Source organism: Arthrobacter sp. TmtSoilC51 (assembly GCF_055388015.1).
The window spans coordinates 2,265,259-2,289,387 of sequence record NZ_AP035877.1 but is presented as its reverse complement, the minus strand read 5'-3'; the positions used below and the strand labels follow the sequence as shown (position 1 = coordinate 2,289,387).

Annotated in this window: 18 protein-coding genes and 3 pseudogenes; 8 read left to right on the top strand and 13 right to left on the bottom strand. The window is 58.5% G+C overall.

The genetic code is table 11. The features are described 5' to 3' along the window. Positions 1-60: 60 nt before the first annotated feature. The gene (locus ACZ5G6_RS10435; RefSeq protein WP_498691291.1) at positions 61-408 is read left to right on the top strand and encodes a hypothetical protein; all 348 of its coding nucleotides are present in this window, start codon (positions 61-63) and stop codon (positions 406-408) included. 483 nt (positions 409-891) lie between these two features. After that, positions 892-1,632, top strand: a complete 741-nt coding sequence (locus tag ACZ5G6_RS10430) for an SDR family NAD(P)-dependent oxidoreductase (protein ID WP_498691289.1) — start codon at positions 892-894, stop codon at positions 1,630-1,632. Between the two features lie 1,914 nt (positions 1,633-3,546). On the opposite strand, the gene ACZ5G6_RS10425 is transcribed toward ACZ5G6_RS10430, so the two are convergent. Genes ACZ5G6_RS10425 through ACZ5G6_RS10415 form a run of 3 tightly spaced genes read right to left on the bottom strand, consistent with a single transcriptional unit; the run spans position 3,547 to position 4,561 of the window. Next, complete coding sequence (locus ACZ5G6_RS10425; RefSeq protein WP_498691287.1) at positions 3,547-3,771, bottom strand: hypothetical protein; 225 nt, start codon at positions 3,769-3,771, stop codon at positions 3,547-3,549. A 38-nt stretch (positions 3,772-3,809) separates the two neighbouring features. Further along, positions 3,810-4,211 carry a 1-phosphofructokinase family hexose kinase gene (locus tag ACZ5G6_RS10420; RefSeq protein WP_498691285.1) on the bottom strand — a complete coding sequence of 134 codons (402 nt, stop codon included), beginning with the start codon at positions 4,209-4,211 and terminating at the stop codon, positions 3,810-3,812. Continuing rightward, entirely contained in the window at positions 4,208-4,561 is a 354-nt protein-coding gene (locus tag ACZ5G6_RS10415; RefSeq protein WP_498691829.1) for an HAD family hydrolase, read from the bottom strand. The genes ACZ5G6_RS10420 and ACZ5G6_RS10415 overlap by 4 nt, the downstream gene beginning before the upstream one ends. A gap of 155 nt (positions 4,562-4,716) precedes the next feature. On the opposite strand from ACZ5G6_RS10415, the gene ACZ5G6_RS10410 reads away from it, so the two are divergent. After that, positions 4,717-5,226: a DUF8739 domain-containing protein gene (locus ACZ5G6_RS10410; protein ID WP_498691284.1), complete on the top strand. Its 510-nt coding sequence runs from the start codon at positions 4,717-4,719 to the stop codon at positions 5,224-5,226. Positions 5,227-6,458: 1,232 nt separating this feature from the next. Here ACZ5G6_RS10410 and ACZ5G6_RS10405 read toward each other — a convergent pair. The 3 genes from ACZ5G6_RS10405 to ACZ5G6_RS10395 all read right to left on the bottom strand — a co-directional run bounded on the left by ACZ5G6_RS10405 (position 6,459) and on the right by ACZ5G6_RS10395 (position 9,042). Then, positions 6,459-7,154 (bottom strand): response regulator, encoded by a 696-nt coding sequence (locus tag ACZ5G6_RS10405; protein ID WP_498691282.1) that lies wholly within the window; start codon positions 7,152-7,154, stop codon positions 6,459-6,461. A gap of 181 nt (positions 7,155-7,335) precedes the next feature. Next, a complete protein-coding gene (locus tag ACZ5G6_RS10400) occupies positions 7,336-8,043 on the bottom strand; it encodes a hypothetical protein (RefSeq protein ID WP_498691280.1) in 708 nt (235 codons plus the stop codon). A gap of 378 nt (positions 8,044-8,421) precedes the next feature. Continuing rightward, complete coding sequence (locus tag ACZ5G6_RS10395; RefSeq protein ID WP_498691278.1) at positions 8,422-9,042, bottom strand: hypothetical protein; 621 nt, start codon at positions 9,040-9,042, stop codon at positions 8,422-8,424. 389 nt (positions 9,043-9,431) lie between these two features. On the opposite strand from ACZ5G6_RS10395, the gene ACZ5G6_RS10390 reads away from it, so the two are divergent. Next, a complete protein-coding gene (locus ACZ5G6_RS10390; RefSeq protein ID WP_498691276.1) occupies positions 9,432-10,058 on the top strand; it encodes a hypothetical protein in 627 nt (208 codons plus the stop codon). Between the two features lie 60 nt (positions 10,059-10,118). On the opposite strand, the gene ACZ5G6_RS10385 is transcribed toward ACZ5G6_RS10390, so the two are convergent. From ACZ5G6_RS10385 to ACZ5G6_RS10375, 3 genes and pseudogenes are all read right to left on the bottom strand, one after another. After that, on the bottom strand, positions 10,119-11,348 hold the full coding sequence (locus ACZ5G6_RS10385) for a sensor histidine kinase (RefSeq protein ID WP_498691272.1): 1,230 nt from the start codon (positions 11,346-11,348) through the stop codon (positions 10,119-10,121). A gap of 312 nt (positions 11,349-11,660) precedes the next feature. Further along, a complete protein-coding gene (locus tag ACZ5G6_RS10380; RefSeq protein WP_498691270.1) occupies positions 11,661-11,870 on the bottom strand; it encodes a tyrosine-type recombinase/integrase in 210 nt (69 codons plus the stop codon). Positions 11,871-12,917: 1,047 nt separating this feature from the next. After that, positions 12,918-13,161, bottom strand: a pseudogene (locus ACZ5G6_RS10375) (transposase); the annotation flags it as partial. 51 nt (positions 13,162-13,212) lie between these two features. Between ACZ5G6_RS10375 and ACZ5G6_RS10370 the strand changes: the two are divergent. The 3 genes from ACZ5G6_RS10370 (at position 13,213) to ACZ5G6_RS10360 (ending at position 16,831) form a co-directional block, all read left to right on the top strand. Continuing rightward, positions 13,213-14,505 carry a hypothetical protein gene (locus ACZ5G6_RS10370; RefSeq protein ID WP_498691268.1) on the top strand — a complete coding sequence of 431 codons (1,293 nt, stop codon included), beginning with the start codon at positions 13,213-13,215 and terminating at the stop codon, positions 14,503-14,505. Between the two features lie 1,403 nt (positions 14,506-15,908). Then, complete coding sequence (locus ACZ5G6_RS10365) at positions 15,909-16,250, top strand: hypothetical protein (protein WP_498691266.1); 342 nt, start codon at positions 15,909-15,911, stop codon at positions 16,248-16,250. Between the two features lie 95 nt (positions 16,251-16,345). Next, the gene (locus ACZ5G6_RS10360) at positions 16,346-16,831 is read left to right on the top strand and encodes a hypothetical protein (RefSeq protein WP_498691264.1); all 486 of its coding nucleotides are present in this window, start codon (positions 16,346-16,348) and stop codon (positions 16,829-16,831) included. Positions 16,832-18,750: 1,919 nt separating this feature from the next. Here ACZ5G6_RS10360 and ACZ5G6_RS10355 read toward each other — a convergent pair. After that, on the bottom strand, positions 18,751-19,626 hold the full coding sequence (locus ACZ5G6_RS10355) for an HIRAN domain-containing protein (protein WP_498691827.1): 876 nt from the start codon (positions 19,624-19,626) through the stop codon (positions 18,751-18,753). 639 nt (positions 19,627-20,265) lie between these two features. Next, positions 20,266-20,382, bottom strand: a pseudogene (locus tag ACZ5G6_RS10350) (DUF4236 domain-containing protein); the annotation flags it as partial. 235 nt (positions 20,383-20,617) lie between these two features. Here ACZ5G6_RS10350 and ACZ5G6_RS10345 point away from each other — a divergent pair. Then, positions 20,618-21,649: a DUF4192 domain-containing protein gene (locus ACZ5G6_RS10345; protein WP_498691261.1), complete on the top strand. Its 1,032-nt coding sequence runs from the start codon at positions 20,618-20,620 to the stop codon at positions 21,647-21,649. A 558-nt stretch (positions 21,650-22,207) separates the two neighbouring features. Here ACZ5G6_RS10345 and ACZ5G6_RS10340 read toward each other — a convergent pair. Continuing rightward, positions 22,208-22,894 (bottom strand): SDR family oxidoreductase, encoded by a 687-nt coding sequence (locus tag ACZ5G6_RS10340; RefSeq protein WP_498691260.1) that lies wholly within the window; start codon positions 22,892-22,894, stop codon positions 22,208-22,210. A gap of 136 nt (positions 22,895-23,030) precedes the next feature. After that, a pseudogene (locus ACZ5G6_RS10335) lies at positions 23,031-24,065 on the bottom strand (zinc-binding dehydrogenase). Positions 24,066-24,129: the final 64 nt, after the last annotated feature.

Below are 24,129 nucleotides of genomic sequence, written 5' to 3'. Positions count from 1 at the left end.
TCCGCCCGTTGAGCCATCAAGCCCTCTTAGTAGACACGACCAGCACAGCCAAGGACCCATATGAGTTCACCAACAGGACATCTAACCGCGTGGACGGCCAACGTCGACCACCGGGATCTCATGTCAGGAACAACGCACACACTCTGCCTTCACGACTGGTCCGACCTCCGGGGAGCAACCGTGGAAGTGCGCCGGAATGGAGCATACTTCAGAACTGGTCGCGTGGAAGAGGCAACTTCCGCGCTGCTATGGCTCGCGCAGGAAGGCGTCGAGTCGAGAACGATAATCGACAAACTCGATGGCGATGAGGTCTGGATTGAACCCCAGCAGCTTCCCTTCCTAAAACTCCGGAGAAAAACGAAGGTGGCATTCACGCCCGCCATCAACTGTCCTTCACTGCATCCCTAACCTGAAAGGACCTGAGAAATGAGAAGCTTTGTGGCCGACCTCCGTGTAACCTCCAAAACGGATATGGAAAGCCGCCTCTCGCACGCGGTTGCAGGAGCTATTGAAAGTGCAGAAGCAACCGGACGCTTCGGCGTTTTAGTCACCAGGCACAATTTCTCCCGCTTCACTGTGGAGATCAGTCCGGGTGTCCCATTCCGCCTTGTCAGGGAGCGCGACATGGTTGGAGAAGCTCTCTGATCCCGAGAGGCCTTGTCGCCCTTTCTTGGCGCTTGCCATAGGCGACAAACAGCCCCGTAAGACGCCGGTTTCCTAATCCGCACCAACCCGGCGCGGCTCGCGCCCTTCGGAGCCAGACTCTCCACACTCCACCAACAATTGGTGCTATTGGCGCCAGCATCAGAGACCAGTTCGACTATCAATCGGCCGGCTACGCCGGCTATGGCTCATAAAAGCCTATTTTCAGAAATCAGAGGAGCGATCAATATGGCACGGTTCACAGGCAAAGTGGCACTCGTAACGGGAGCGGCATCCGGCATCGGAGAAGCGATAGCGAGGAGGCTCCACGCAGACGGGGCGACAGTTATCATTGCCGATGTGTCCGAAGCCCGCGACGAGATCGCGGAGTCCTTGGGAGAGAGGGCCGTTGCACGAAGGCTCGATGTCGCAGATGAAGCAGACGTGCGCGCCACGGAGGAATGGATTCTGGCCGAGTACGGCAAGCTCAACATTCTTGCCAACAACGCCGGTATTGGCGGAGCCCAGGCTCTCACGCACGAGTATCCGGTTGAAGAATTCGACAAAGTGATGGCGGTCAACGTCCGCGGACAGTTCCTGGTACTTCAGGCCGGACTGCGACTGATGCTGGCCAATGGCGGCGGCGCTATCGTGAATACGGCCTCCGTCGGCGGCTTCCGCGCTACCCCGACCTCGATCGCGTACATAGCTTCGAAAGGTGCCGACGTGATGCTCACCCGCACGGCCGCACTGGAGTACGCCCAGCAGGGAATCCGCGTTAACGCGGTCGGACCGGGTACGATCGCCACGCCGATCCTTTCGAATTCACCTGAATCGTTTGTCGCCATGCTGGAGTCTCAGATACCGCAGGGCAGGCTCGGCCGCGCGGAAGAAGTCGCCAACGTGGTTGCATTCCTCGCCGATGATGACCAGGCCTCGCACGTTACCGGACAGGTCTGGCTCGTCGACGGCGGCCGTTCAGCCGGCTAACACAGCAGGCAAACAATCGCCCCGAGGCGGGAGGACTGTAAGAGGTACCAGAAGCTCTTGGGGGCCGCCCGCCGCACCCCAGGAGTTCTTGGTGTCCTCGCAACCCTGCCATAGGCTTCGCCTGCGCTGACCTCCTGTCCAGGGGGTTGGCGACCGTGTCTCGAGCCGGAGATTCGGTTTAGCTTACACCCCAACCTGACGTCAGGCGGGTGACCAGGGGTCGTCCGAATAGGGTCAAATTCTTCTTTGCTGACGAGGACTAGACACAGTCTTAGACCGCAACCTGACAACTTAGTCGTCCCTGACGGCACTTACGACACAGGCAGGATATGGGCGTCTCCCAAAGATGCCAGGTCAAGGGTTCGTCGGAGACGTTCAGCTTGATGTCACAGTTGTCGTTCTGATCCACATCATCGCTGGGCGGATCCTCCGCGCAACCAGGGCGCTACGCGCCGCTCACGATCCAACGTTTCGCTCGGCGCTCCTGCGTCGCTTATTTCCTCACGAAACGTTGAACCGCTCCCGGTCCCCCAAGTTGCACTCCGGACCCTCAAACCCAGCGGTGACTCCTGTATCAGAACGACGCCGGAATCTGACAGACACATCCGGTGCCGGCAATGGCCGGCCGCGCCGCCAGCGCCACCGACGTGCTCGTCGCCCCGTTCAGCGGAATGACCGTCGGTGGCCAGCCCGGACCTGAGGGGCGCCGCAGCCGGTCGTATTCGGCCAAGGTCTGCGCGGGACGCCCTTCCGACTAGGAACGGCACTGACCCCATGCATAGGAGCAAAACGACAGGCGCGCGTCCACCACCGACCGGCCAGGACGGATCACGAAATCAGGACCGCCGCCGGAAGGAGAGTCCGGATCCCACACACCTCCGCTCTGTCGACGGATAATACGCCGGTCACAGACACCGCCGGGAACGTTTCCGCTGAACCCGGATCGTCCTAATAACCGCGGCTCTTGGGCGCAATGTCATGTCGCCTGGAACAGAGACCTTCATGAAGTAGTGAAGGCCGAACCAGGAGAAAGGGCCCAAAATGCACGCCGAAAAGCCTCCCGCGCACAAAGGTGTGCACAATGTGCACACCCCCTTTGGCCGGACAAACACGCGCTGAGCGCCCTCTGCCTGCATCGCAGAAGCCGCTATCCGAGGAAAATCCACAAAGGAAATTCGGCTTCGTCATGTCGTCACCACAACTCCTGACCATGAACGAGTGAAGGCCAACAACTAGCGGCCGAGCAGCAAGAAAGGACGACCCATACCCCTAGATTCCAGCAGACGGAGGGTCCACCAGCCAGGACCCTGACCCCGCCACCCACACAACCGAACAGGCGACCGCGGCGCCAGGCCAAAGCCGGGAACAGTGTCAGAGGGACCCGCCGGGACAATGTCCACACATTAAAGCAAAAACCCCTCTGACGAGGGGGTATGCCGTGCCCGAGGTGGGACTCGAACGGGATTCCGAGCCCTGGAAACACTGGGAAGTGGCGGAAACATGCGGAATCCGGGCCAGTCCGACGGCAGTACGGCCAAGTCCGGGGCGGAAAGTGTGGACATTGTCCACACTTCTTTTTTGCCCTGTAGCGACCACTCCCGAGGCCGTAACGGGGCATGAAAGTTCGAGCGAAAGCACCGTGTTCCCGATGGGCAACAACGCAGCAATTTCCATCAAATCGATTCCCCTCCTTTCATATCCTTCATGGCGTGCCCGCCCTGAAGCACATGACAGAGATCAGCAACCCGAGTGCCACATCGGAAGCCCATGCGCTGGGTCAGCCAACCGTGGGTTCACTGGACCGAGACAGGATTTGCCTACGTGGAGTTCAGCGGAGGTCGGTCCTGTAACGATGCACCGTCCGGGCCAACGGCTCAACATGTCGAGTCATGAAACCGCTATCACTCCACCCTGTTAGAGCGAGTCAACCACCGCACTGTCGATCGACTCGATTCGCTCGTGGATCGAGCTCAAACCTGCATCGCCGGCCACATGAGCGGATGCTGCGGCGATAGCAAGATCGATCGGCTTCAACTTCGTTGGCCCTTGTCCGGACGCTCCAACGCAATACCCCGCGACGAAGGCGTCACCGGCCGCAACAGCTACCCGCGCCTCAGCGACCGGACAACTTGTGAGCATGATCGCGTCATCCCAACGGTGGACAATCCCGCGCGCCCCTAGGATACGACAGGCTCGTCGACCCCGTGTGATGCCATCCAACGCAGCCCGGCGATCGCGCGTGACAAGAGTGGGTCATCGACTCGCACACCAGGAATCGTGCCCGCCTCATGCTCATTTGGCTTTGTCATCGCCACGACACCCGTGCGTACAGCCTCGACAAGGGCAGCCCCCTGCCCGTCGACAACGACAGAGCCGCCGGCGGCCACGACAGAGTGTGCGATGCGAGCCCATGTGTCGACGTCCAGACCGTCTGGGATCGCACCGCTCAAGACCACGATATCGCCAGGGCTCACGTCGCGAAGCAGCTTTGAAAACAGCCGATCAACCTCACCAGGATCGATGCGGTCAACATGTACCTCGTGGTCAAATCCTGGACTAAGGGTTACCGTGCGGATCATGCGCTGGCCGCTGCGAGCCACGTCTCGAGGTAGGCTGCGACACCGTCATCGTGATGGCGCGCGGTAGTGACCGTCGCCGCGTCGAGCACTGCCTGTTTGCCGTTCGCGACGGCGATAGAAGTTCCCACGGCGGCGAAGGCCGGGATGTCGTTGTAGTTGTCGCCGAAGAAGTAGCAGTCGCTCTTGTCATAACCAAGCTCTTTGGCGGCAGCCTCGACCCCAAGTCCTTTCGAAGAAGCCGAGTTGGCGATCTCGAGGTAGGTGTCTTTCGAACGGTACGTTACGACACCGGGCTCGGTGCTGAGGAGCGCCTCGATCCCATCTACCAACGACTGCTCACCCATGCACATGACCTTGTGCGGCGGATGTGCATCCACGCGACCGGAGGAGATGTATGTCTTCGACGGCACCGAGTTCGGCGAAACCCCCGTGTTGTTGATTTCACGAGCCGTCCACTGATCATCGCCCCAGACGTGCCAATCCTCGCCTGGCGGAGGGCCGCCCCGTGGGAGAACTAGTCGCCGAGCAGTTCGGATCCGGTTCGTCCGAGGTCGAGATGGCGGCCGTGAGCGAATCAATGTCTGCTGATCCAGCCAGCCGCAGAGAGGCCATCGTGGCCACTTTCACCAACGTGATCATGGGTGACTATCGCAAATCCGGATCCTCGCCGAGGCTACTGTTCATTGACGACCTCGAACACTTGGACGTCGGCAGCGCTGACGCGCTGATCTGTTTGGTCTCGCGTCTCAATGAAGGTCCTGTCGTCATCCTCGGGGCATTTCGCTCCGACCGGGTGGCGGAACCTACACACCCCGTCCGTCCTGTCATCGCTTCGGCACGGCGTATGGAAGGCATCTACCAGAATCACGAGATCCGGGGCTTCGGGTCACTCGTTGAATCGTTACTCGGTGGTCCCGCTAAACTACCGGAGACGGTCACCAGGAAGCTTTACGAAGAGACCGAGGGAAATCCGCTCTTTACCCGTGAGCTGATCCGAATGCTTTGCTCTCGCTGACACCATCCCTACCGCAGCTCAGACAACGCTTGTATAGGGCTCCGTCCTCGGCATGCTCGAGGTGCCATTTGTGGCGGATATTCAGTCGGCACAACCAAGCCTGGATCACGGCCAACTCCGATCAGAAAATTAAGGCTCCGTGTCTCCCAATGTTGATCCTTAAACCGCATCAATAGAAGAGATATCAGCACTCACGAGCTCGGCCGTGCGGAAGTGTTTATGTTCGTTCTCTCCTCGGCCCGCGGATCTGTCACAGCCACCGCTCCGCGGTGGGGACCATAACGACGGCAGACTGAAAGCCGCCCATGAGGCCTGGGCACCATGCGAGGCCGTGGGCACTGTTTTTGGATCCATCAACAAAGGGCAACTTGCCTCATCAAGGTTCCCGGTCTTCGACCAGAAAGCGAAGGGAAACTCGAGGACACTCTGGGGTCGATAGAGCGCATCTTGGGTCGCGGTGAGGTTCGTATTTTCGAGCAGTGTTGATGCAACCAAGCGCATGTCCCGCAAGCTGCGGATCAAGGACTCCGAAAAGATTCTGGAGGACGCAGGCGTATGAGCCGCGGCGGAGGTGGATCCGGCCGGGAACACGGAAGTACTCCATGTTTGCACCGTTTCCGGCTATTCCGGCTGCTATGTCCATCCCAGAGCATTGCCCGAACTGCTCACCTCCACCGTCCGGCCGGTCAGCATTGACCAGTCCAAAGACATCAGCGGACTCAAACCTGGGCCTGCAAACCGCACCCCAAAAACACGGCCGGTCCATCAGGGGGACCACCGTGACAGCAGCACGAGCAGTAGCACTTTCAGAAGCCGACTGGGAATCCATGGCTTTGGAACTCCTGGCTGAGCCACTTGGCCGGCAGCCGAAATCAGGGCAAGCCATAGCACCTGGCACAGACGACCGGAACTCTTGGGATGGGCTGCTGATCCGGCCACGACTGCTCGCAGCAATTCAGAAGTTCAACCCGAAGGTCCCTGCGGAATACCTACAGCAAGCCCTGGCCGAGATTGCTGCACCAAAGTCCAACGATGCTATCGCTGAGAACAACGAATCCACAGCTGCCTCGTGGAGGGTTGCCGGCTCAGCTACATCGATTCGGACGGCAACGAGGCAACCCCACCACCCACCTGATGAGTCAGGATCCGTCCAGAACGATTGGCTTGCCGTCAATCAAGTCACTCTGGTGCAGGGCGACTACAATCCCCCCTTCGATGTCGGCCAAACCCCGCTAGCGAGGTCCTGGCCTGACAAGTCCGTGGCGAAAAGCAGCTGCGACGGCCTGGGATCGATCTGTCACACCCAGCTTCATCAAGATCCTGTGCACATGGGTTTTGACTGTTGCTTCGCTCAGGAAGAGCGTCGAAGCGATCTGGGCATTGTTCATGCCATTGGCCATTGCGGTGAGGACTTCGATCTCACGCCTGGTCAGTTCGCCGAATTCGACGCCCGCGGGAACCATGTTCTCCCGCTGGTTGGAGAACTGTTCGAGAAGCCCCTTCGTCACGTTGGGGTCGAGCCAGCCCGCTCCTTTGGCCAAAGCACGGATTGCCGAAGCGAGTATGTTCGGCGCGGAGTTCTTGAGCAGAAAGCCCGACGCTCCGGCCCGCAATGCCGCATGGACTGCGTCGTCGTCACTGAATGTACTGAGGATCAGCACTGGGACCCTGTCCGTCTGCGAAGAGGCCTCGGCCATTAGCACTTTGGTCGCTGCCACGCCGTCCATGATCGGCATGCGGATGTCCATGACGATGACGTCCGGTTGCAGCTCGGCAACAACTTCCAGGCCGCTGCGTCCGTTGTTCGCCTCACCCACGATCTCAATGTCTGTTTCAGCTGCCAGCACCAAAGCCAGGCCGGCGCGGATCAGTTCCTCGTCGTCAATCAGTACGACACGGACCTTTCCATGACCGTCGGCGCCGTTCACGGATGCCTCCGACTCAGCTGGGCCTGCATGTGGCAAAGTATCCCGCAACTTGGAGCTGGTGTCAGCATATGTCTGCATACGACGCTGAGCGGCCAGCATAAACTTTATGCAAACATTCGCTCCAGCGCAGACATGAACCTCGACTCTGCAGTCGAGGTTCATGTGGAGGAATTCCTTGGCCTCAGGAGACCTTGGTGATCTGGTAGTACAACTCGTAATGGCCTGCGAACTGCGGCGCATCCTTGAAAGTCAGCATCCTGACGCCTTTGCCCCAACCAAGATCGGAGGTCGAAACTTCCTCGGCCTTTGCGTAGTCCAAAGTCACGATCTGGGGATCAAAACTGTAACCTTCTCTGTCCTGTCCCTGGATGCCGATGGGGCGGTCACCGGCGACGCCGAAGAGTTTGCTCAGCGTGTCACCAAGGTTCATCGAACTGGCTGCTTTACCAACCCCTGTGGCCGGACCGAGAGCTTCGGCCGGGACCTTTTCGGCCGCCTTGTCAAACCATTTCGTGAACTGGGTGAACAGGTCGCTACCGCCGTCCCATTCCCAGACGGTTGGCGTAATCAATGCCTTGTCCTGCCCTTCTGCCAAGGTGATCTCGCCGCCGTTCAACGGCAGTTGTTCAGGGATTGGTACGCCCTCTATGGCCCACGGTTTAGCAGTGGGCATCTTGTCCCCCGTGATGATTCCGCCTTTCCCACCGCGCGCAGAACCCGCCTGGATCCGTCCCGCTTGTTGATTGGTGTCACCCATGATGGATGTGGTGACTTGCCGGCTCTCTTTTTCGTCCCCATCGTTGTCAATTACCTTAGTACTGAGATCCACGTAGACCTCGTCCCCTTTTCCGTCTTGCTCCAGGGCGTGGTCGTTTGTCTGGCTCTTCACGGAGACGCCGTTGACGGTAATCCTGTAGGTTCCCTGTTTCGGTTCGGATGGTTCGGATGGACGGGGTGGCACGACCGATCGTGTCGGTTCGGGTCCTGGGTTCGGGCCAGGATCCACGGGTATGTTCGTTAGTGAGTCTGTCGGCTGAGGGTTTATCGGAGGCTGGGACGGACCGTTTGGCGTCCATGGACCCGGATCTATATATATGGGCCCACAAGCAGCCAAAGGCACAATTACTGCCGCCGACGAAAGAAACACGATGGCGCGATGGAATTTGGGCATGAATATCACTCCTGAGTTGGAATTTGAACGGCGCTCAGATCGAGCCCCGGCGTTAATTGCGGCGAAGGCCGCACGGTGCCCGTGTGGCGGACGAACCTACTTCACGTAGGCCTGGTCACCCAGATGAAGGGTGGTGAACGTGAAGCCGTAGACTTCCGGCGACACTGACAGGGAGTATCGAAACCTCATTGACTTCCCTGTAACACTCGACGTCAGCGTCATGGTGGACCCATCAACAACGACGACACCGCCGTCAAAAGGACCGAGCCGACGGTGTTCCCACGCATAAGTGCCGTCCTCCGCGAGCTTGAGGTAATAGTTGTCACCGACACCCCCGTGCCATGTGCCGACAAGGTCGGCTGGAAGCGGCGTCGCTACTGACACATCAAGTTGGTCACCGGGGCCGACTGATTCAAAAGGCGTTTTCGTTTCGTAGGGCGCGGGCGTGTATTCGGGTTCCTCAGTCGGCCCACAGGCAATGACATTCAATGCAGCGAAACCCCGTCCGCCCGCGAGCCCGCCACAAGGAATGACCTCCTGATGTCTACCGGGGTCATTGTTTACAGGCACGATGGGGACGCAGGCCGTTACAGCCCCCAGCAACAACGTCGCTACTGAAATGCCTGCAACGGCGCCGGCAGGTTTCCTGCCGCGTGGTATCGGAGCAAAGCTCCGAGGGATTTCGTTGGTTTGGATTTGATTCAATAGCCGTTTCATCGCTCTTTCCTTTCACTCGATGTGCAATCAGAATGTCCGGCGAGAGCTGGTAAACGCGTCCAACTGACGGATGGAATTCATGCGTACAACTTCGGGAGCACTGAGAGCAGTGGATTAGACCGTGCCATTGACCACCCAACGGTGGAACCCTCAGCAGCTCACATATCACTCACGAACGTCATTTGACTGGGCTCATGCGATAAATCGGGAGAGCGCTCAGTGGATGTGCGCGGCTTGGCGGCGCAACACTGCATGTACTCCATCCTGGGATGCATGCCTGAATCAATCGCGGGATGGACGCGTACTTCACAGGTCGGGTTCACCCTGATAGTAAGAGCAGATGGCTGCCATTGAGAGTAGTCAGACCAGAAACAGACGGGACAGGTAACGTGACACAGAGATCAACTTCAAAGGAGTCAGATCACGGCGACACCAAGAAGACTCCTGACCGCGTTACCGCCGTCTGCGCAATCCTTGGAGGGTCTCTCCTAACGACCCTTGCGCTCATCATGGTCACTCTGCCAGAAGGCTTGCCTGACGGTCCGTACAGAGACGCAGGCATACTGTACGGCGTACTCTTCTTGCCCGGCATGATCTGCATCACCGGCGCAGCACTCGGACTCTATTTCCTTCACCCGACAGGTGGAAGTGCAGTGAAAGTCGTCAGGATTGCGGCATTGGTCGCTGGAACATCCTTCTTTTTCGGCACCACCGTCCTGATAGGTGCTTGGTACGCAGGGGCAATTCTGATCTACGTCTCTATTTTCGCCTTCGTCGTTACCGGCATAGCTATCCTGGAGGCACGCACGCTACCCACATGGGCAGGAGGTCTACTGGCCATAGGCTCGCTGCTGTTGCTTGGTTTTAATACAGAAGATTCAAGGGTCCTTTTCCTTGTTCCGTTCGGAGTTTCATGGGCGATTCTGGGAGTTCTTCTGCTCGCCGGCAAATTCAATCGTTTCGGCCGATTATCAGAAACACAATCAACTGCGAGATCCCGGAATCGAGACCTCTGACACCCCGTGAACGTCGAAGCTCAGGACCAGGCCGCGTTGCGGAGGCGTCCGCAATCAGTATCAAACGCTGGCAACGGGAAGTGTCAGACTCACAAGAAACCCCGTTTCTCGGGGCCCCCACAAGATTGTTCCACCTGCTACCGACACGCGTTCCTGCAAGCCAAGCAGCCCATATCCAGATCCGGACACAGTTTCGATTGCCGGTCCCGCCGGGCCCGTATCCAGCACGTTGATCTGGAGCACGTCCGATTTCCATTCAATATCGACAGAGGCGCTGGTGCCCGGACCCACGTGCTTCGATATATTCGTAAGGGCCTCCTGAACTGCACGATAGGCAGTATGTCCTACACTCGCATCAAGTCTTGCCGGTGTACCGGATTGGCTGACTTCGACGTCTATCCCGGCCGATTGAACGGCTTCGACCAAAGGCCCAATGTCATCAAAAGTCGGCAAAGACTTCACCGTATTCATATGCTGGTTTGCCTTCAGCAATCCCAGCAAGCGCGACAACTCCTGGGTCGCTTCAGTGCCCACTCTGACAATGACCTCTAACGCTTGTCCGGCGCGCACAGGATCAGTCTCGATGATCCGGCGTCCGCCTGCAGCATGGAGAAGCATAACGGTGACGGCATGGGAAACAATGTCGTGCAATTCAGCCGCGAGGTGGGCCCTTTCGGCCTCCATCGCAGCTTCTAGGCTAAGCCTTTCCGTCTCCAGGTCGGTAATCCGTTGTGTACTTCGGTTAACAAATCTTCCGAATGACCACGCCCCACCAATCCACAACACCGAGGCCAGGACATACCATGATGCATCCCATGGATGGCCGGCCGTAAAAATGACTGGCGGGAGGATGGCAGCTGGAACGCAGAGAAGCGCAGAAATCCAAGGCTGACAAACAGATCCTACGGTCACGATGGCGACCAGCACGACAAAAAGCGGTATGTACGGAATCACAAACGCCTGTGTTGGATTGAAAACCATGCTGTCGGGAAGAAACAGGCTCTGGTGAAATATCGGTGCAAACAGGGCTTGGTGCACGAGCAAAGCGACCAGAACCGCTTTGGGAAACCGCCGCCGCCAGAGAAGAAGTACGAAAGCAACTGACAAGTATGCCAACGCCTGCCAACGCACGCTGGCCAAAACAGTCACGAGACTTGGAGCGATGTTGATCAGTTCCAGTGGCACAGCAACGGTAGTGATGATCCAGTCAATCTTCGTGAGGCTGAGGTAACGCACAATTTGAAGCAGGTGTTCACCTGTGTCAGGATCCAGGCGATTCTCACTTTTCATTTGGATCGCACCTCCAACGCCAGCACTTGACCCAGCGTCCATGGGCAAAGTATGGCGCAGACCTGGCTCGCTGTCAGTACCTCAGCGTTAACCAAATGCGACCTCATGTCCCGAAAGCCACTGACTGCCGATAGACACCGGACGAACCTCTGGATGTGTGCTGGTGCAAGCACCCTTGTGCTAGTTGGGGGGACTTCACGCCAGAACCCTGGCGACGTAATCTTTGCAGATTTGGCCAAATTGCACCGCGCGGTCGTAACGGCGGCTCGTTCTTGGATCTGGATGGCCCATGCTGTCTTGCAAGGCATGAAGCTACCTACCACTATCCAGCGCAATCGTGGCGAAAGTGTGCCGCAAGCTGTGAGGGCTGATCCGCCCCTCGATGCCAGTAGCATTCGCGAGCCGATGGACAGCGCGAAAAGCTTCCGACCCGTGCCAGCGCTTGCCCGAACCAGTGGTGAACAGCGGGACTCCCCCGAAGTCTGAGCACTGGCGCTTTCCCACTGGTTCCAAAGTAAGCATCCAGAGCCACGACCGCGGGCGCCGGCATCTCGACCTTGACCTTGACCTTGACGAACCTTCGGCCCGTCCGCCGGATCCGTAGAACTCGGCCGCCCGAGTCGAACGCCCGAGGCATCCTCCCTGACCGCATAATGGTAGGAACTGGACACGGCCGAGAGCGCCTTGGCCACTGTGGAGGGGAGCACCCCGAAGAGGGTGCCCGTATCCATCAACATGAACCGTTCGGACTTCCAGCAAATCCAGGCCGCGGGTATCCAACGAGGTGCAATATCCCCGAGATCGCGTCTGTAGGCCCTAAAGGTGTGGATCGACTTCTGCGCCAAGTTGCCATGCGGCAATGAGATGCCTGTGGCGGCCAAGGGTTGACTGCTTGGCCGCCCATGTGAGTTCCACGCTTCAGCTTAAGCGCACCAGCACAGCACTAGGTATGAAGCTTTCAAGCCACCTAACACCCACAATTGCACGTGCCCGGCCGACGCCCAGGCTCTCTTTAAGACTGCAACCTGGCTACGACCGCAGCAGAGGAAGCGGCACGACGTAATTACTCTTTGGCCTTTGAGTTAGTGATGGCTAACGAGCCCTTCCTTCCAACTACACACCCCACCGGGCTATCCATCAGGTTCAACCGAGCGATGTATTCGACTATCACCCTCAAGATTGATGACGAGCCGCATTCTACCCGGCTCATATCGATGGCGCCTGTTCGTGCTTTCACTGGGCAAGGGCCGAACAGAAATTTTCTGGCGTCCACGCGCGGCCGACGTCATCCCTAAGGCCCGTAATCGTCCGAAAAGGTCAGTCCTGTCCTTAATGAAACCATCCGGCATCAACCCTGCGATTGATCTGAATATATCGCCAGTCATTCCAAGGAAAGCCATCGTCAGATTGATGCCCCCGGTCGCCTTGAGAGCGCACGCTTATAGCACCTTCCCAAAGGGAAGCATGAATAAGTGAAGGAAGGTCAATGAAATGACCCCTGCCAGAATAATTGGACAAAGACTACGAGATCTTCTCCAAAAGATGATAGTTATCACTCCGTTTATGGGCTCATCGCATTTGAGGGTGTATCCGGGGTCTGAACCCGTCGGTCTCGAGGAGTGATCTGGCGATGTAGTTGGTGAGGTTGCGGAATCCGAGGGCGCTTCCTCGGAGGTGTTCAAGGCGGCCGTTGATCGTTTCAGTCGGGCCGTTCGAGGTGTCGGGGCGGTCGAAGAAGGCGAGCACGTCGGCCGTGCGGCATTTCAGTGTCCGGCCCGAGGCTGATGAGCTCTGTCAGCGCGGCAGGGATGCCCACTACAACCTCAATTCTGAAGAGCCCTTTTACAATCGAACGGATTTGACCATGTCCAGATTAAGAAATGCCGTGGCGGCCGTACTAGTGATGGTGCTTTGCGCTGTATGCGCTGCCTGCGACAACGGTAGTCCAAAGCAAGCGGTCAGCAGCATAAAAATTCATCTGAGGTATCAAGACACAACGGGACCACGCGATATCGTGGGAAGCCGTGTCGAGGTATGGCGCATCGCCCCAGTAGGGGGTTGGGCCAAGATAAAGGAAGGCCCAACCGACGGCAATGGCTCGTATTCAACGGATGTACCCTATCAGGGTGGTGCGAGATATGCCCTTAGGCTTTTTGCCTCTAACAAAGGTGCCATGTGTTGCACAGGAAACAGTTCATCAATCCTGCCTGAACCGAGATACAACAATGTTTTTCCCGGTAACAATCCAACTTTCCTGGAGCCGAAGGACGCGAATCATGCCGATGTTCAGCTGAGCTCCTCCGCACCAGGTGAGACACTGAATTGGGGAACCTTCACTATCGCAGACCCCTATTGGGCCAGGGCCTTCAACATCGTGGAGACAATGCGCCGGGCCTACGAGTACGTTGTGCCGCTTCGGGAAACTGCTGAAGCCGCGCGTCAAACACTTCAGCCTGCCCACGTGGCGCTTGGTGGGTGTGCACATTTTGTTGTTACAAGCTGCATGTACCCTGTAAGCGGAGATCTGTTCATCACTTCTCCCGATGCATTTAACGATTCTGTGCTGATCCACGAGTACGCGCACTGGCTCCAGTACAGCATCGGTAGCCTAGGATGGATTCTCAGTGAGCACAATGGCTGCGTACCTACCATGGCATACACTATCGGCGGCGGCCTGCCTCAGACTCGGGAAGACCAGCTGAGGCATCTAGCTTGGATGGAGGGGTTTGCTGACTGGTTTGCGTTCATACTTGATCGAAAAATACAGGTGGCGGCAAACCTCGATGGAACAGGCGGTGTTAGCGGGGCTGGCGAGACCGATACCTGCGCCGAATCAAATGTGAGCCATCCTAAATTTACGGTAGCGGATAAACTAGAGAGACACGTAGCGAACATGCTGATTGATCTCTCGGATCCCCTGCCGCTGGCCTCAGGCACTCTGCCTACCGATGATACGGGCGACCGCGCCAAAAACCTGGACTGGCTGATAATTCAGATAATGGATACGACACTGGGCACACCGACCACCTCGGCATGGCCAACCACTACTGATTTTTATTGGGCGGCCCGCTCGCGGCACTTTAACGATATTACCCAGCCGGAGTCGGACCTCGTGGATATTTACAACCTGAACAAGATACCCACTCCCTACGCGTAGACCAATGCCGGCGGCCGGGCATCCCTTGCTGCCGGCATCTTCTTTGAGCGTTAAGCATTGATAAAGTAGTTAACCCACAACCTTACCTGCATTGAAATAAGGTTCCAGCAACAAAAAAACCACCTTGCGATCGCTTTTTGGATAATTGCTGGAGGGCCATCTGGGGCTCGAACCCAGGACACGCTGCTGAAGCGATCAACGGCCGCCTCGAACACCTCCGAGGAAGCGACCAGGACTTTGGTGCGAGCGGCCTCGGGCCGTCCAGTCCGGTTCGACCGCCAGCGTATGCATTGGATGAGCATATCGATGGCTTGACGGGCAAGATCACCGTTGTTGGGCAATCCGACGGGCAATTTGCAGTGGTTCGGCTCCGAGACAGCGGTGCCTTCGCACCATTCGGCGATAACGGCAGTGTGGTAACGCGCATGGGAACCGCACATGAGTCAAGCATTGCGCAAGCCGTGGATATAGACCCGTTCAGTCGCATCGTCGTCGCAGGAATGGCAGGTGGCCGCATACAAGGCACGAAGCGTCGGCCCCCGGCCGGTTCGGAGGCAGCCGCCATAAAGGACGATTGACCCGCGGCGCCGATGTCCGGCCATCCCGCCTCAAAGAGCCGTTGCCAGTTTGGCCGATCGTCCAAGCCCACGAAACGGATCACTATTCGACCAGCTCTGAGAACGCGTGAGCGAGAGAAAGGCGTCCACTGACGGTCTGAAACTTCTTTCGAGGGCTCAAGACGCGATTACGAACTTCTGCCTGACTGCCCTGCTGGTTCGCCTCCAAAGCCCACCACGAGTCCGCACCCCAATGGCAGTCGCCGCCAGCCGCAAGGTTGGCGGCCTCCGTTTACTACTGATGGTACAAGCAGATGCTCCCCCACCGTCGCATAATCAGGACTTCGGAGATCAGTCGCGGTGCCATGCACCCAGAATAGTTTGTTGTGTGCAACCAAACTCGTTGCGGTTCCTACCCTTCGAGGCACGGAGAAGAATTTGCCGAAGACCCGCTGAGTGCTTCTTCGAAAACTGACGCCTCGACTGATTCTTGCGTTGCTTCTGGACCTCCATGTGGCCAACATACGTCGTTTGGCCGCGACTCCGGTCACCTTTGATCCTCACCGCGCACTACCCATATGTGTCTCAAGAAAGTACAGCTTCCTGAGACAGCCCGATTCTCCCCCTGACCTGAAGAATGGAGGGCGTCTTTTCAGGTCCGCCCATGTCTCCGTATCTCGTCTCAGTACAGCCCGTCTCAGGAGTGTCCAACCAGGTAACCCGATCGCCAAGCGCTTCCGCCTCGTCACACCCGCGGACGGTGAGTAGGCCACGCAAAGCAGAGGACCCCATCCGCTGGCCGGTCCCCTGCAATCGCTGCGGCCAGCACTACCAAGCCGTTGCACGATGGCCCGGGCGGCGGAGTCTGCGGCTACTGCTACCAGCAAGCCAAACGCACCCAAGGCACCTGCCCCTCCGGGCACGAAGGAGTCCTGGTCGGCCTCATCGATAACCAACCCCGCCTGCCGTCGATGCTCAGGCATCCGACTCAACATAGACTGCGAGGCCTGCGGAGCCGAAGACGAACTTCACAGCGGCGGACGCTGCTGGACCTGGACCTGCGTCCTTGGCGCTGTCGTACATGACCTGCTCACCGACCCGGCCACAGGATCCATCGCCAACGATCTGATCCCGCTGGCGGCCGCGCTACAGTCGATGAAACGCGCCAACAGCGGCATGACCCGGTAACGATGTGTCTCAACACTAAAAGCCGAACGCGGTGGGACACTGTTTACATGGATGGGGAGACTATACGGTTAATCGTTGTCGCCTGTGGAGCGATAGTGGCTGGTATTTCGGGCGCATTGATCGCTGGAGCATTCAGCAGTGAGAACACTCAGACGACGATTGCCGCGGCCAGGGACGCAGCACAGGCCCAACTGGATGCTGAACGTGACCTGGAACATGATCGTTGGCTGCGCGACCGAAAGGTTGAGGTCTATTCCAAGTTTCTCGAAGAGGTGCACGAACTGGAACTCTCCATTGCCGAGGTCGAAGTGGGTTTCAGCAAAGACACGGCCGCACTGGTCCAGAAAGCCAGAGACTTGTCGTTGCTAAATCTGCGCGTACTTGCCCCAAGACTGGTAGTAGAAGCGGCGCAGGATGTAATCAAGACGATAAGAGCCATGATGACGGAGATGATTTCCATAAAGGATAGGTCGGCCCCCAACAAGGAAGGATACTACGCTGCGAGGGATGACTTTCAGGACAAGGTAACGCTCCTTGAATTACGAATCTCGAAAGACCTGGGAATTGACGTGATTGGCTGATGGACTTCAACCCCGACACTTTGGGGAACCGTCGCTGATTGGGTCGCCGGCCTGGGTACGACAGCAGCGTTCATAGTCACGGTGTCGTTATCAATTGCGACGCCCAAGTCAGACGAATGGCTCAAGCTCGGAAGGTAGTCTTCGTGTCGGAGGTGATGAGGCTGAAAGTACCCACGCTAGGACGAACGTATCAAAAGAAGTACACGCTGCAGAACCACAGCGATGAGCCCATATCGCATCATGTTTACACCCCTGACGGGTTCAAGGATCAGGACCCCAGCGATGCGAAACTCGTTCTGCCACCAGGCGATTTACATACCTGCGTTGAGAGCGGTTTCGACAATGACCTCCCAATCACGGTTACCTTCCGAAACAGTTCTGGCCTCGGCTGCGTACATGATGTCGCAGGGGAAGTCCACCCAGACCGAAAATACAACTCATATCGAAAGCGTCGGAAACGCTCGAAGCGCTACTAGCTCCGCTTCTTCTGCCGACGCAGTGATTTACCGACGATTTCCCAAAGAACGGCTCGGTCATGGTCAAAAGCCCGCCCACTACCGCCGACTCCCTCGCTCGCGCATAGCTTGACGGAAGGCGGCTTATCGGCAGACTGGTCCGCGCCACGTGCTCGGCCAACATCCGCGTGCGCTGCAGTGTTCCGGAGGCACCACCGGGAGCGGTCATCTGCGTCGGGACCGCGTCCTGGTCGATTGCGTGGTGCGCCTCGATGACACGGCCAAGACCCACTTGATGGCACTCGGCCGATCGTGGCCGCCGAACTCTCACCTCGGAATCACCCTGCACATGTAGAGCGCTCCCGGATCCGCGTCATGTCGGTACTGCCACTCACATGCATGAGTAGATGAAGGCGCAAGGAGGGAAGAGCCAATGGCTGCGATCTGTCACTATAAAGAAGATTTAAGTGTGGACAATGTCCACACTTCCTTTGGCCTGACAAAGCAGCCACCATCCACGTCTCCTCACTCCAGGTACGAACCGAAGTCACGATCTTTGGTGCAAGTTCGCAAAGTCATGTCGTGCCCAGCATCCCTACCCATGAAGAGGTGTAGGCCAACCACGACGTACCGAACGAACCAGGAAAGGAACGCATAGCCCCAGTTCCGAGCAGGCGGAGGGCACACCAGCCACGACCATGAACCCGCTCCCCCACAACCAAACAGGCGACCCGCGGCGCCAGGCACACCCCGCGGCAGTGCCAGAGGGACCTGACCAACCAGAATGTACACACGTTAAAGCAAAAACCCCCTCTGACGAGGGGGTATGCTGTGCCCGAGGTGGGACTCGAACGTGATTCCAGGCCTTGTGAACGCTGGGAAGTGGCGGAAACATGCGGAATCCGGGCCAGTCCGGCGGCTGTACGGGCCAGTCCGGGGCCAAAGGTGTGCACATTGTGCACACCTTCTTTTGCTTACTTGGAGGCACAACGGCGGGAGGCCGACGGCACCGGGCGACGGCACACGATGTGGCAGTACGACGGACCTCAGCGCGGGCTGGCCTAAGCGCGTATCCCTCATCGTTCCCCTCCTTCACTCGTCCATGGCAAAGGAGACTCCGCACGACATGACTTGTCCAGAGGGATTTCAACTGGAGAAGATTGGAGCATCTCTCAGATGACTTCAACGGAGCCATACAGTTCCTAGCGCCATCCGGCGCGCCTGTTTGGTACTGGCCAACAGCGAGATGCCGCATGGCCATTACCAAATTTCGGAGCCGACACTGTTCCGGTGAGCGGGTTCCGGCTCTTCGCCACGGGCCAGGCCATGTCGCACGTTCCGGCCTGTGTCCTTGCTGGAGTGCAACAAGCCGCTGCCACCGAGCGTCGGCTGCTCTCGCTCATTCAGTCCCGTCACGACATCGGAAGTCGGCTAACTCCCTCCTGACGAAGGACATCTGCACCGTCACTGCTTATATGCAGGAGATACTTCGTAGTGGGCTGCCCACGGCAGCAGGGCTGGTACGGGATGCGGCCCGTTAGCCAGCCAGTCGTTGCTGATGTCAGTGGCTTTGGTCGCGTGGAGGACGAGTTGGGCGGCGAGGGCGGAGCCAGTAATTTTTGCGTATGCGACGGCGGTTTCGCCGACCGGCTCAGTGTGTTCGAGTAGCGGAAGCAGGTGCGCGGAGGTGACGTTGCTAAGTTCCCCGACTCGTTTCCCATCGATCCGTACTTCAACGAAGGAGCGCTCGTTGCCGTTCTTCAGGGTGCGGGTCTCTTTGTGAAGGCTCACCAGCAAGAGGCCAGTGCCCGTGGGTGGCACATAATTCGACAGGACGTCGAAGTGGTTCTCTTCCTTGAGCACTTGCATTGCCGTCCCCCACGGAACAAGGGTTGTCACACCGGCAGGGGGCGCGTTGAAAGGTGCTATCAGCTCAGGTTCAGGTAGTGCAAGGGTGACCCTGGCCTGTAGCTGGCTACCGTCGTCGTAAGCCCAAATGCGGGCCGAAGCCACGGCAGCGAGGCCACTGGAAATGATCCTTCTGACGGGCTGGGCAAACCGCACAGCGTCCTCGCGGCTGAGGTAGCCGAGAACCTTACCGTCCCAGCGGACGCTAATCGCACTCGAATCGTAAGGGTTGTCCGGCTCGGCAACGAGCTCCACAACGAAGTTTTCGGCCTCTGCATCCCGCCCCACACCTACCTTCGCTCCGCTGGCCCGCAGCGCAGCCCGGATGTCATGCCCATACGCGTGTTCGCCGACGACTTCAACGTTGGGCCATTCCGAGCGTCCGAGCGAGACGGCGTAGGTCTTCGTGATTCCAGGCGCACGCGCTACCACGGCCTCCTGGCTAGGAATCCATTGTTCGGGCAACGTGTCCTCAGCGGCTAGAGGGTGCACAAGTCCGTGGGGGCTCGCGGTCTCGTGAGGGGCTTGCAAGGGGTGAATTGACCAATGCTCGTCTTCCCATGCCTGCCTGGTACGTCGCCGCTTCCTCAAGAGGAAGACCAATCCTACGATTCCTAATGTCAGAACGAATCCTGCGGGCGACGAGAAAGTAACGACCAACAAAAGAAGACCAAAGAGAACCCACTTCGCGATGACTCCGGCCTTTTCCACGGCCGGGACGCCCCGTCCCCCGCTGGTCAGCTTGGTCGGATCCTGACCAATATGAGCCAGAACCCGCGCGGCCTGACCGACTGTCAGGTGCATGAGACTCGGACGTGTCCCCGTGGCCCGGCCAACCGAAGCGCGAACAAAGTCCCGCTGAAACTTCGACGCAGGCGCAGTGCCGTCGGCCGCGAGCAGCCCTCGCCAGGTCTCGTCGCTGACGACCTGACGGACCTTCGGGGCGCCGGACGGCTGCGGTGAACGGCTAGATAGCGCCCTCTGGGAACGACGGCGAGGCGCGCCCGACACGTAAGAGACCCCCGTCCCAGGAACCCTTACCGTGCTCGTTGTGCGACCAGACGCCGTCCTCGTGACCCGAATCGGGCCCGCGCCGATGCTTGCACTCAAACCCCGCTTTGACGCCGTGATCCGCACCGGCCCAAAACTCTTCGACTTACGGTATCTAAACGCCAACTCTGCCCCCATAAATACGCACACGAAACCAATTTCCTCGATAAGAGCGATTCTAGGACTCTGCCAGCCAGGACGACACACATTTCGTATTTCCAGTGGGATACGTCGCGAATCGAAACATCGCGGGTTAAGCACGGGCTTCAACGACGAGCCAAAGTACAGCACCTAACCCGATTCGAGTCATGATTCCGGGCGCATTGCCATCCATGAACAATCACAGCCCTCCGACCGTCTTAGGAAGTCAGTCATGAACCCCCTCACCATCAAGGACCCTGCCGATCTGCTCAGCTTCATCGGCCACACCCTCGGCTTCTGGCCCACAGAAAGCCTCGTATGCATCACCCTCGATAAAGGCAAAGTCGGCGCAACGCTACGCATCGACCTCCCCAAACAACCAGGTTACGAAATCCACTTCGCCCGAACCGTAGCCGCCTACCTCACATCAGACGAACGAGCCAACGGGATCGTCTTCGCCCTCTACACCGCGGAGCACCCAGACCCGGGCGAGGCCCGGCCCTACCGGGCCACCATCGCAGCCCTAACAGGAGTCCTTGCACAAGAAGGCATCACTATCCGGGACGGCATCTACGTCACGGACACCACCTACTCCCGTTACGACTCCACGCCAGGTGACAACATCGCCCTCCCCCTCAGTAGCACCGAATACAGCCAGGTCAACGCCGAATTCATCTACCGCGGCAGCACCATTCAACCCACCAACCAGGTACACCTCCCGGCGGCGACCTATAAAGCAGAGGGCGCAGCCGCCGTCGAACACCACATGGAATCCATCATGAACCGTCCGCCCGCGGCAGCCATCGAAGACGCCCACCAGCTGTGGGCCAACATGCTCGACACGAAGGACTACCCCGCCGACGAGGACGTCCTCCAGCTTGTCGCGTACTTTCAGCTCCCCCACATCCGCGACCAACTCATGGCCGACATCCCCGGCATCGACGAACCACCCCAACGCATCCTCTTCGCCCAAACCACCACCGCCCCGAACTGGGCACGCATCGAATGGGCCAAACAACTCCTCACCCACGCCTACACGAGAACCAGCCCACAACACGCGGCACCGATCCTCACCACCATCGGCTACATCAACTGGTGGGAAGGCAGAGGCTCCAAAGCCCACCAATACCTCCAACTGGCCCTCGAAACCGACCCCGGCTACCGCTTCGCACGCCTCACCGACCACATGCTCGGCGCCGGCATCATCGCAGGCTGGAACACCAACAAGGACACCGCATACAGAACCAACCTCGACATGCCCTAGCTGGAGGAAGTCTGGGCGGAACACCTCGTCCAACTGTGCAGAGGCAAGCCAGTCATCTATTCCTGAGCGCTTTGAAGACTCTCACAGGCTGCGCCAAGCGGGGGGCTTCCCAGCGAATAACATCCCTTGGCAAGACGTCGACTTCCACCGGCCCGATCTCGGTCGGCACGGTCCTCGAACGGGCGCCGATACGTGAGTTCCCGATCCCGAGACCTGCCACAGCGTGCTAGCCACATCCCAGATGCTCGTCCATTTGCGCTTCGAGAGCGGTCCCCAGGACGTTCTTGGTTAGTTGTTAAACAGCATGCTCGGGCGAACAATCTCCGATCCCTCTTCCTTCTTCTGGGACGGGAGCTGCTGTGCCAACTCTTGCTGATCCACCTCAGCAAGCCAGGGTGTCAGGCCGACTCACGATCCACCGACATTCCGACACTTCCGACTGTCCGGACGCAACTTCGGCGCGGGAGGAAATTTACCGCGCGCGAATTGCGAACGAGTGTTGCCGTTGGAGCACGCATGAGGCAGTTCCTTCATCTTCCCGAGTCGAGGACTTCGCGCCTATCGCCGAGGGCCGACGGAGGATGCAACTCCTGCTACGGCATCTGGGATGGGTGTCCGCCCGTCGGTGACCTCGACGATCGTCCGACTCAAGTTGGGGTTTTCTAGGGCAGCGATGATAAACGACGCCAGGTTCTCGCGTCTGATGTCCCTCTCTCGCAGTGCTAGTCCGGCCGTGATAAGACCGTCTCCGGCGCCGTCGAGGAGATGGCCTGGTCGAACGACCAGCCAGTCCAAGTCCGTCTGGGTGAGAAAGATTTCGGCGCCCCGCTTTACACGGATGTAATGCTCGAAATCATCGCCGAGTCCCTTCCCGCGCTCTGAGTCCGCAAACGCAGAAACCAGCACAAACCGGGGCACTCCCGCCAGAGCTGCAGCCGTCGCGGATTTCTCAAGGCCCTTTCCATCGATCAAAGTAGTAAGGTCCCGACCGGTTCCGTGAGCGCCAGCGCAGAACACGACAGCATCGTGTCCGCTCATCTTTTCAGTTATCCCTGAGATGCTCGATTCGATCAGATCAGCCTCGGTTGGGACGGCTCCGGCCCGTTCGACAATATCGCGTTGCTCAGGGTTTCGATGCATTCCGGTCACGCTATGGCCGGAAGCTACCAAGCCAACTGTGAGCCTCTGTCCGACGCGACCTGCAGCACCGATCACGAATACCTTCATGCTTTTCTCGCTTTCCATATAGTCGCGCCTAGCGGCGATCTTGAGTTGGGACGAACGATCCTAGGCATGAGATAACCAAGCCTTGAGCGTCTTGGGGTGGGGGCCAGATACCGTTCTACAGCAGGGATGACATTTGGCTCCGTCTTTCCTTAGATCATGGACGTACTAGTACTTTGAGAGCCTGGCGCGAATCCATTAACCGATAACCCTCAGCGATTTCACTGAGCGGGAGCACTCGGTCGAAAACGCGGCCAGGGTTGATTGTTCCGCTCAGCACCCGGGGTATTGCAGCTTGCAAGTAAGCGCGGACCGTGGCCGGACCACCGGTTAGAGTGGCATTCTTACCGAACAACGAGGAGAATCCGACGGCGGCGTATTCGTACTGGGGCACGCCAACGCGCGAGATGACACCGCCAGGGCGGACTATTCCTTATGCCTGCTCGTAGGCCGGCATGTGCCCCACAGCTTCGAGCACTACGTGTGAGCCCTCGCCCCCGGTGATTTCGAGGACCTTGGCGACGCCTTCTGATCCCCGCTCGGCGACGATGTGCGTGGCACCGAATTCCCTACCCAAAACGGTACGTGCGGTATGACGGCCCATGAGGATGATCGTTTCGGCGCCCATCTCCTTCGAGGCGAGCACCGCCGAAAGTCCGACCGCCCCATCACCGATGACTGTGACGATCTTCCCAGGTCCCACTTTGCCTTCGGCGGCGGCGTGGTAACCAGTGAGATACACATCTGCAAGGGTGAGCAGCGAGGGCATGAAGGACTCATCGGTACCGACGGGGATGACAACAGCCGTGCCATCCGCTTGAGGCACTCGCAGTATCTCGGCCTGGGCGGCGGAGGGGGCCGCATCGAAGAAGCCCCCATTGATGCAAGACGTGGTGACTCCGTCACGGCAAAAGGAGCAGGTTCCGTCTGACCAGGCGAAAGGGACTATAACCGTATCGCCCGGCGTCATGGTCGTGACGAGATCGCCCACTTCTTCGACCACGCCGATCGCTTCGTGGCCCATTCGACGACCTTCCGGGGTTTCCTCAAGGTCATGGTAGGGGTGCAAGTCTGAACCGCAGACGCAGGCATACGTCACGCGGACCAAGGCATCAGTTGGTTCCTGAATTACAGGGTTCGGAACATCAATTACGCGGACGTCGCCGGAGTTGAACATGACAGCGGCTTTCATGGCGATTGCCTTCCTTTAGATGTGGGGAACGGTTGGCGGGTTGAAGGACCAAACAACGCTGATG

What these genes read in the sequence shown, in the direction of transcription:
- ACZ5G6_RS10425 (WP_498691287.1), bottom strand. Translation starts at nt 3,771, where the DNA reads ATGCTCACAAGTTGTCCGGTCGCTGAGGCGCGGGTAGCTGTTGCGGCC.
- ACZ5G6_RS10385 (WP_498691272.1), bottom strand. Translation starts at nt 11,348, where the DNA reads ATGAAAAGTGAGAATCGCCTGGATCCTGACACAGGTGAACACCTGCTT.
- ACZ5G6_RS10435 (WP_498691291.1), top strand. Translation starts at nt 61, where the DNA reads ATGAGTTCACCAACAGGACATCTAACCGCGTGGACGGCCAACGTCGAC.
- ACZ5G6_RS10340 (WP_498691260.1), bottom strand. Translation starts at nt 22,894, where the DNA reads ATGGAAAGCGAGAAAAGCATGAAGGTATTCGTGATCGGTGCTGCAGGT.
- ACZ5G6_RS10370 (WP_498691268.1), top strand. Translation starts at nt 13,213, where the DNA reads ATGTCCAGATTAAGAAATGCCGTGGCGGCCGTACTAGTGATGGTGCTT.
- ACZ5G6_RS10420 (WP_498691285.1), bottom strand. Translation starts at nt 4,211, where the DNA reads ATGATCCGCACGGTAACCCTTAGTCCAGGATTTGACCACGAGGTACAT.
- ACZ5G6_RS10380 (WP_498691270.1), bottom strand. Translation starts at nt 11,870, where the DNA reads ATGCTTACTTTGGAACCAGTGGGAAAGCGCCAGTGCTCAGACTTCGGG.
- ACZ5G6_RS10395 (WP_498691278.1), bottom strand. Translation starts at nt 9,042, where the DNA reads ATGAAACGGCTATTGAATCAAATCCAAACCAACGAAATCCCTCGGAGC.
- ACZ5G6_RS10345 (WP_498691261.1), top strand. Translation starts at nt 20,618, where the DNA reads ATGAACCCCCTCACCATCAAGGACCCTGCCGATCTGCTCAGCTTCATC.
- ACZ5G6_RS10365 (WP_498691266.1), top strand. Translation starts at nt 15,909, where the DNA reads ATGGCCCGGGCGGCGGAGTCTGCGGCTACTGCTACCAGCAAGCCAAAC.
- ACZ5G6_RS10415 (WP_498691829.1), bottom strand. Translation starts at nt 4,561, where the DNA reads ATGTGCATGGGTGAGCAGTCGTTGGTAGATGGGATCGAGGCGCTCCTC.
- ACZ5G6_RS10430 (WP_498691289.1), top strand. Translation starts at nt 892, where the DNA reads ATGGCACGGTTCACAGGCAAAGTGGCACTCGTAACGGGAGCGGCATCC.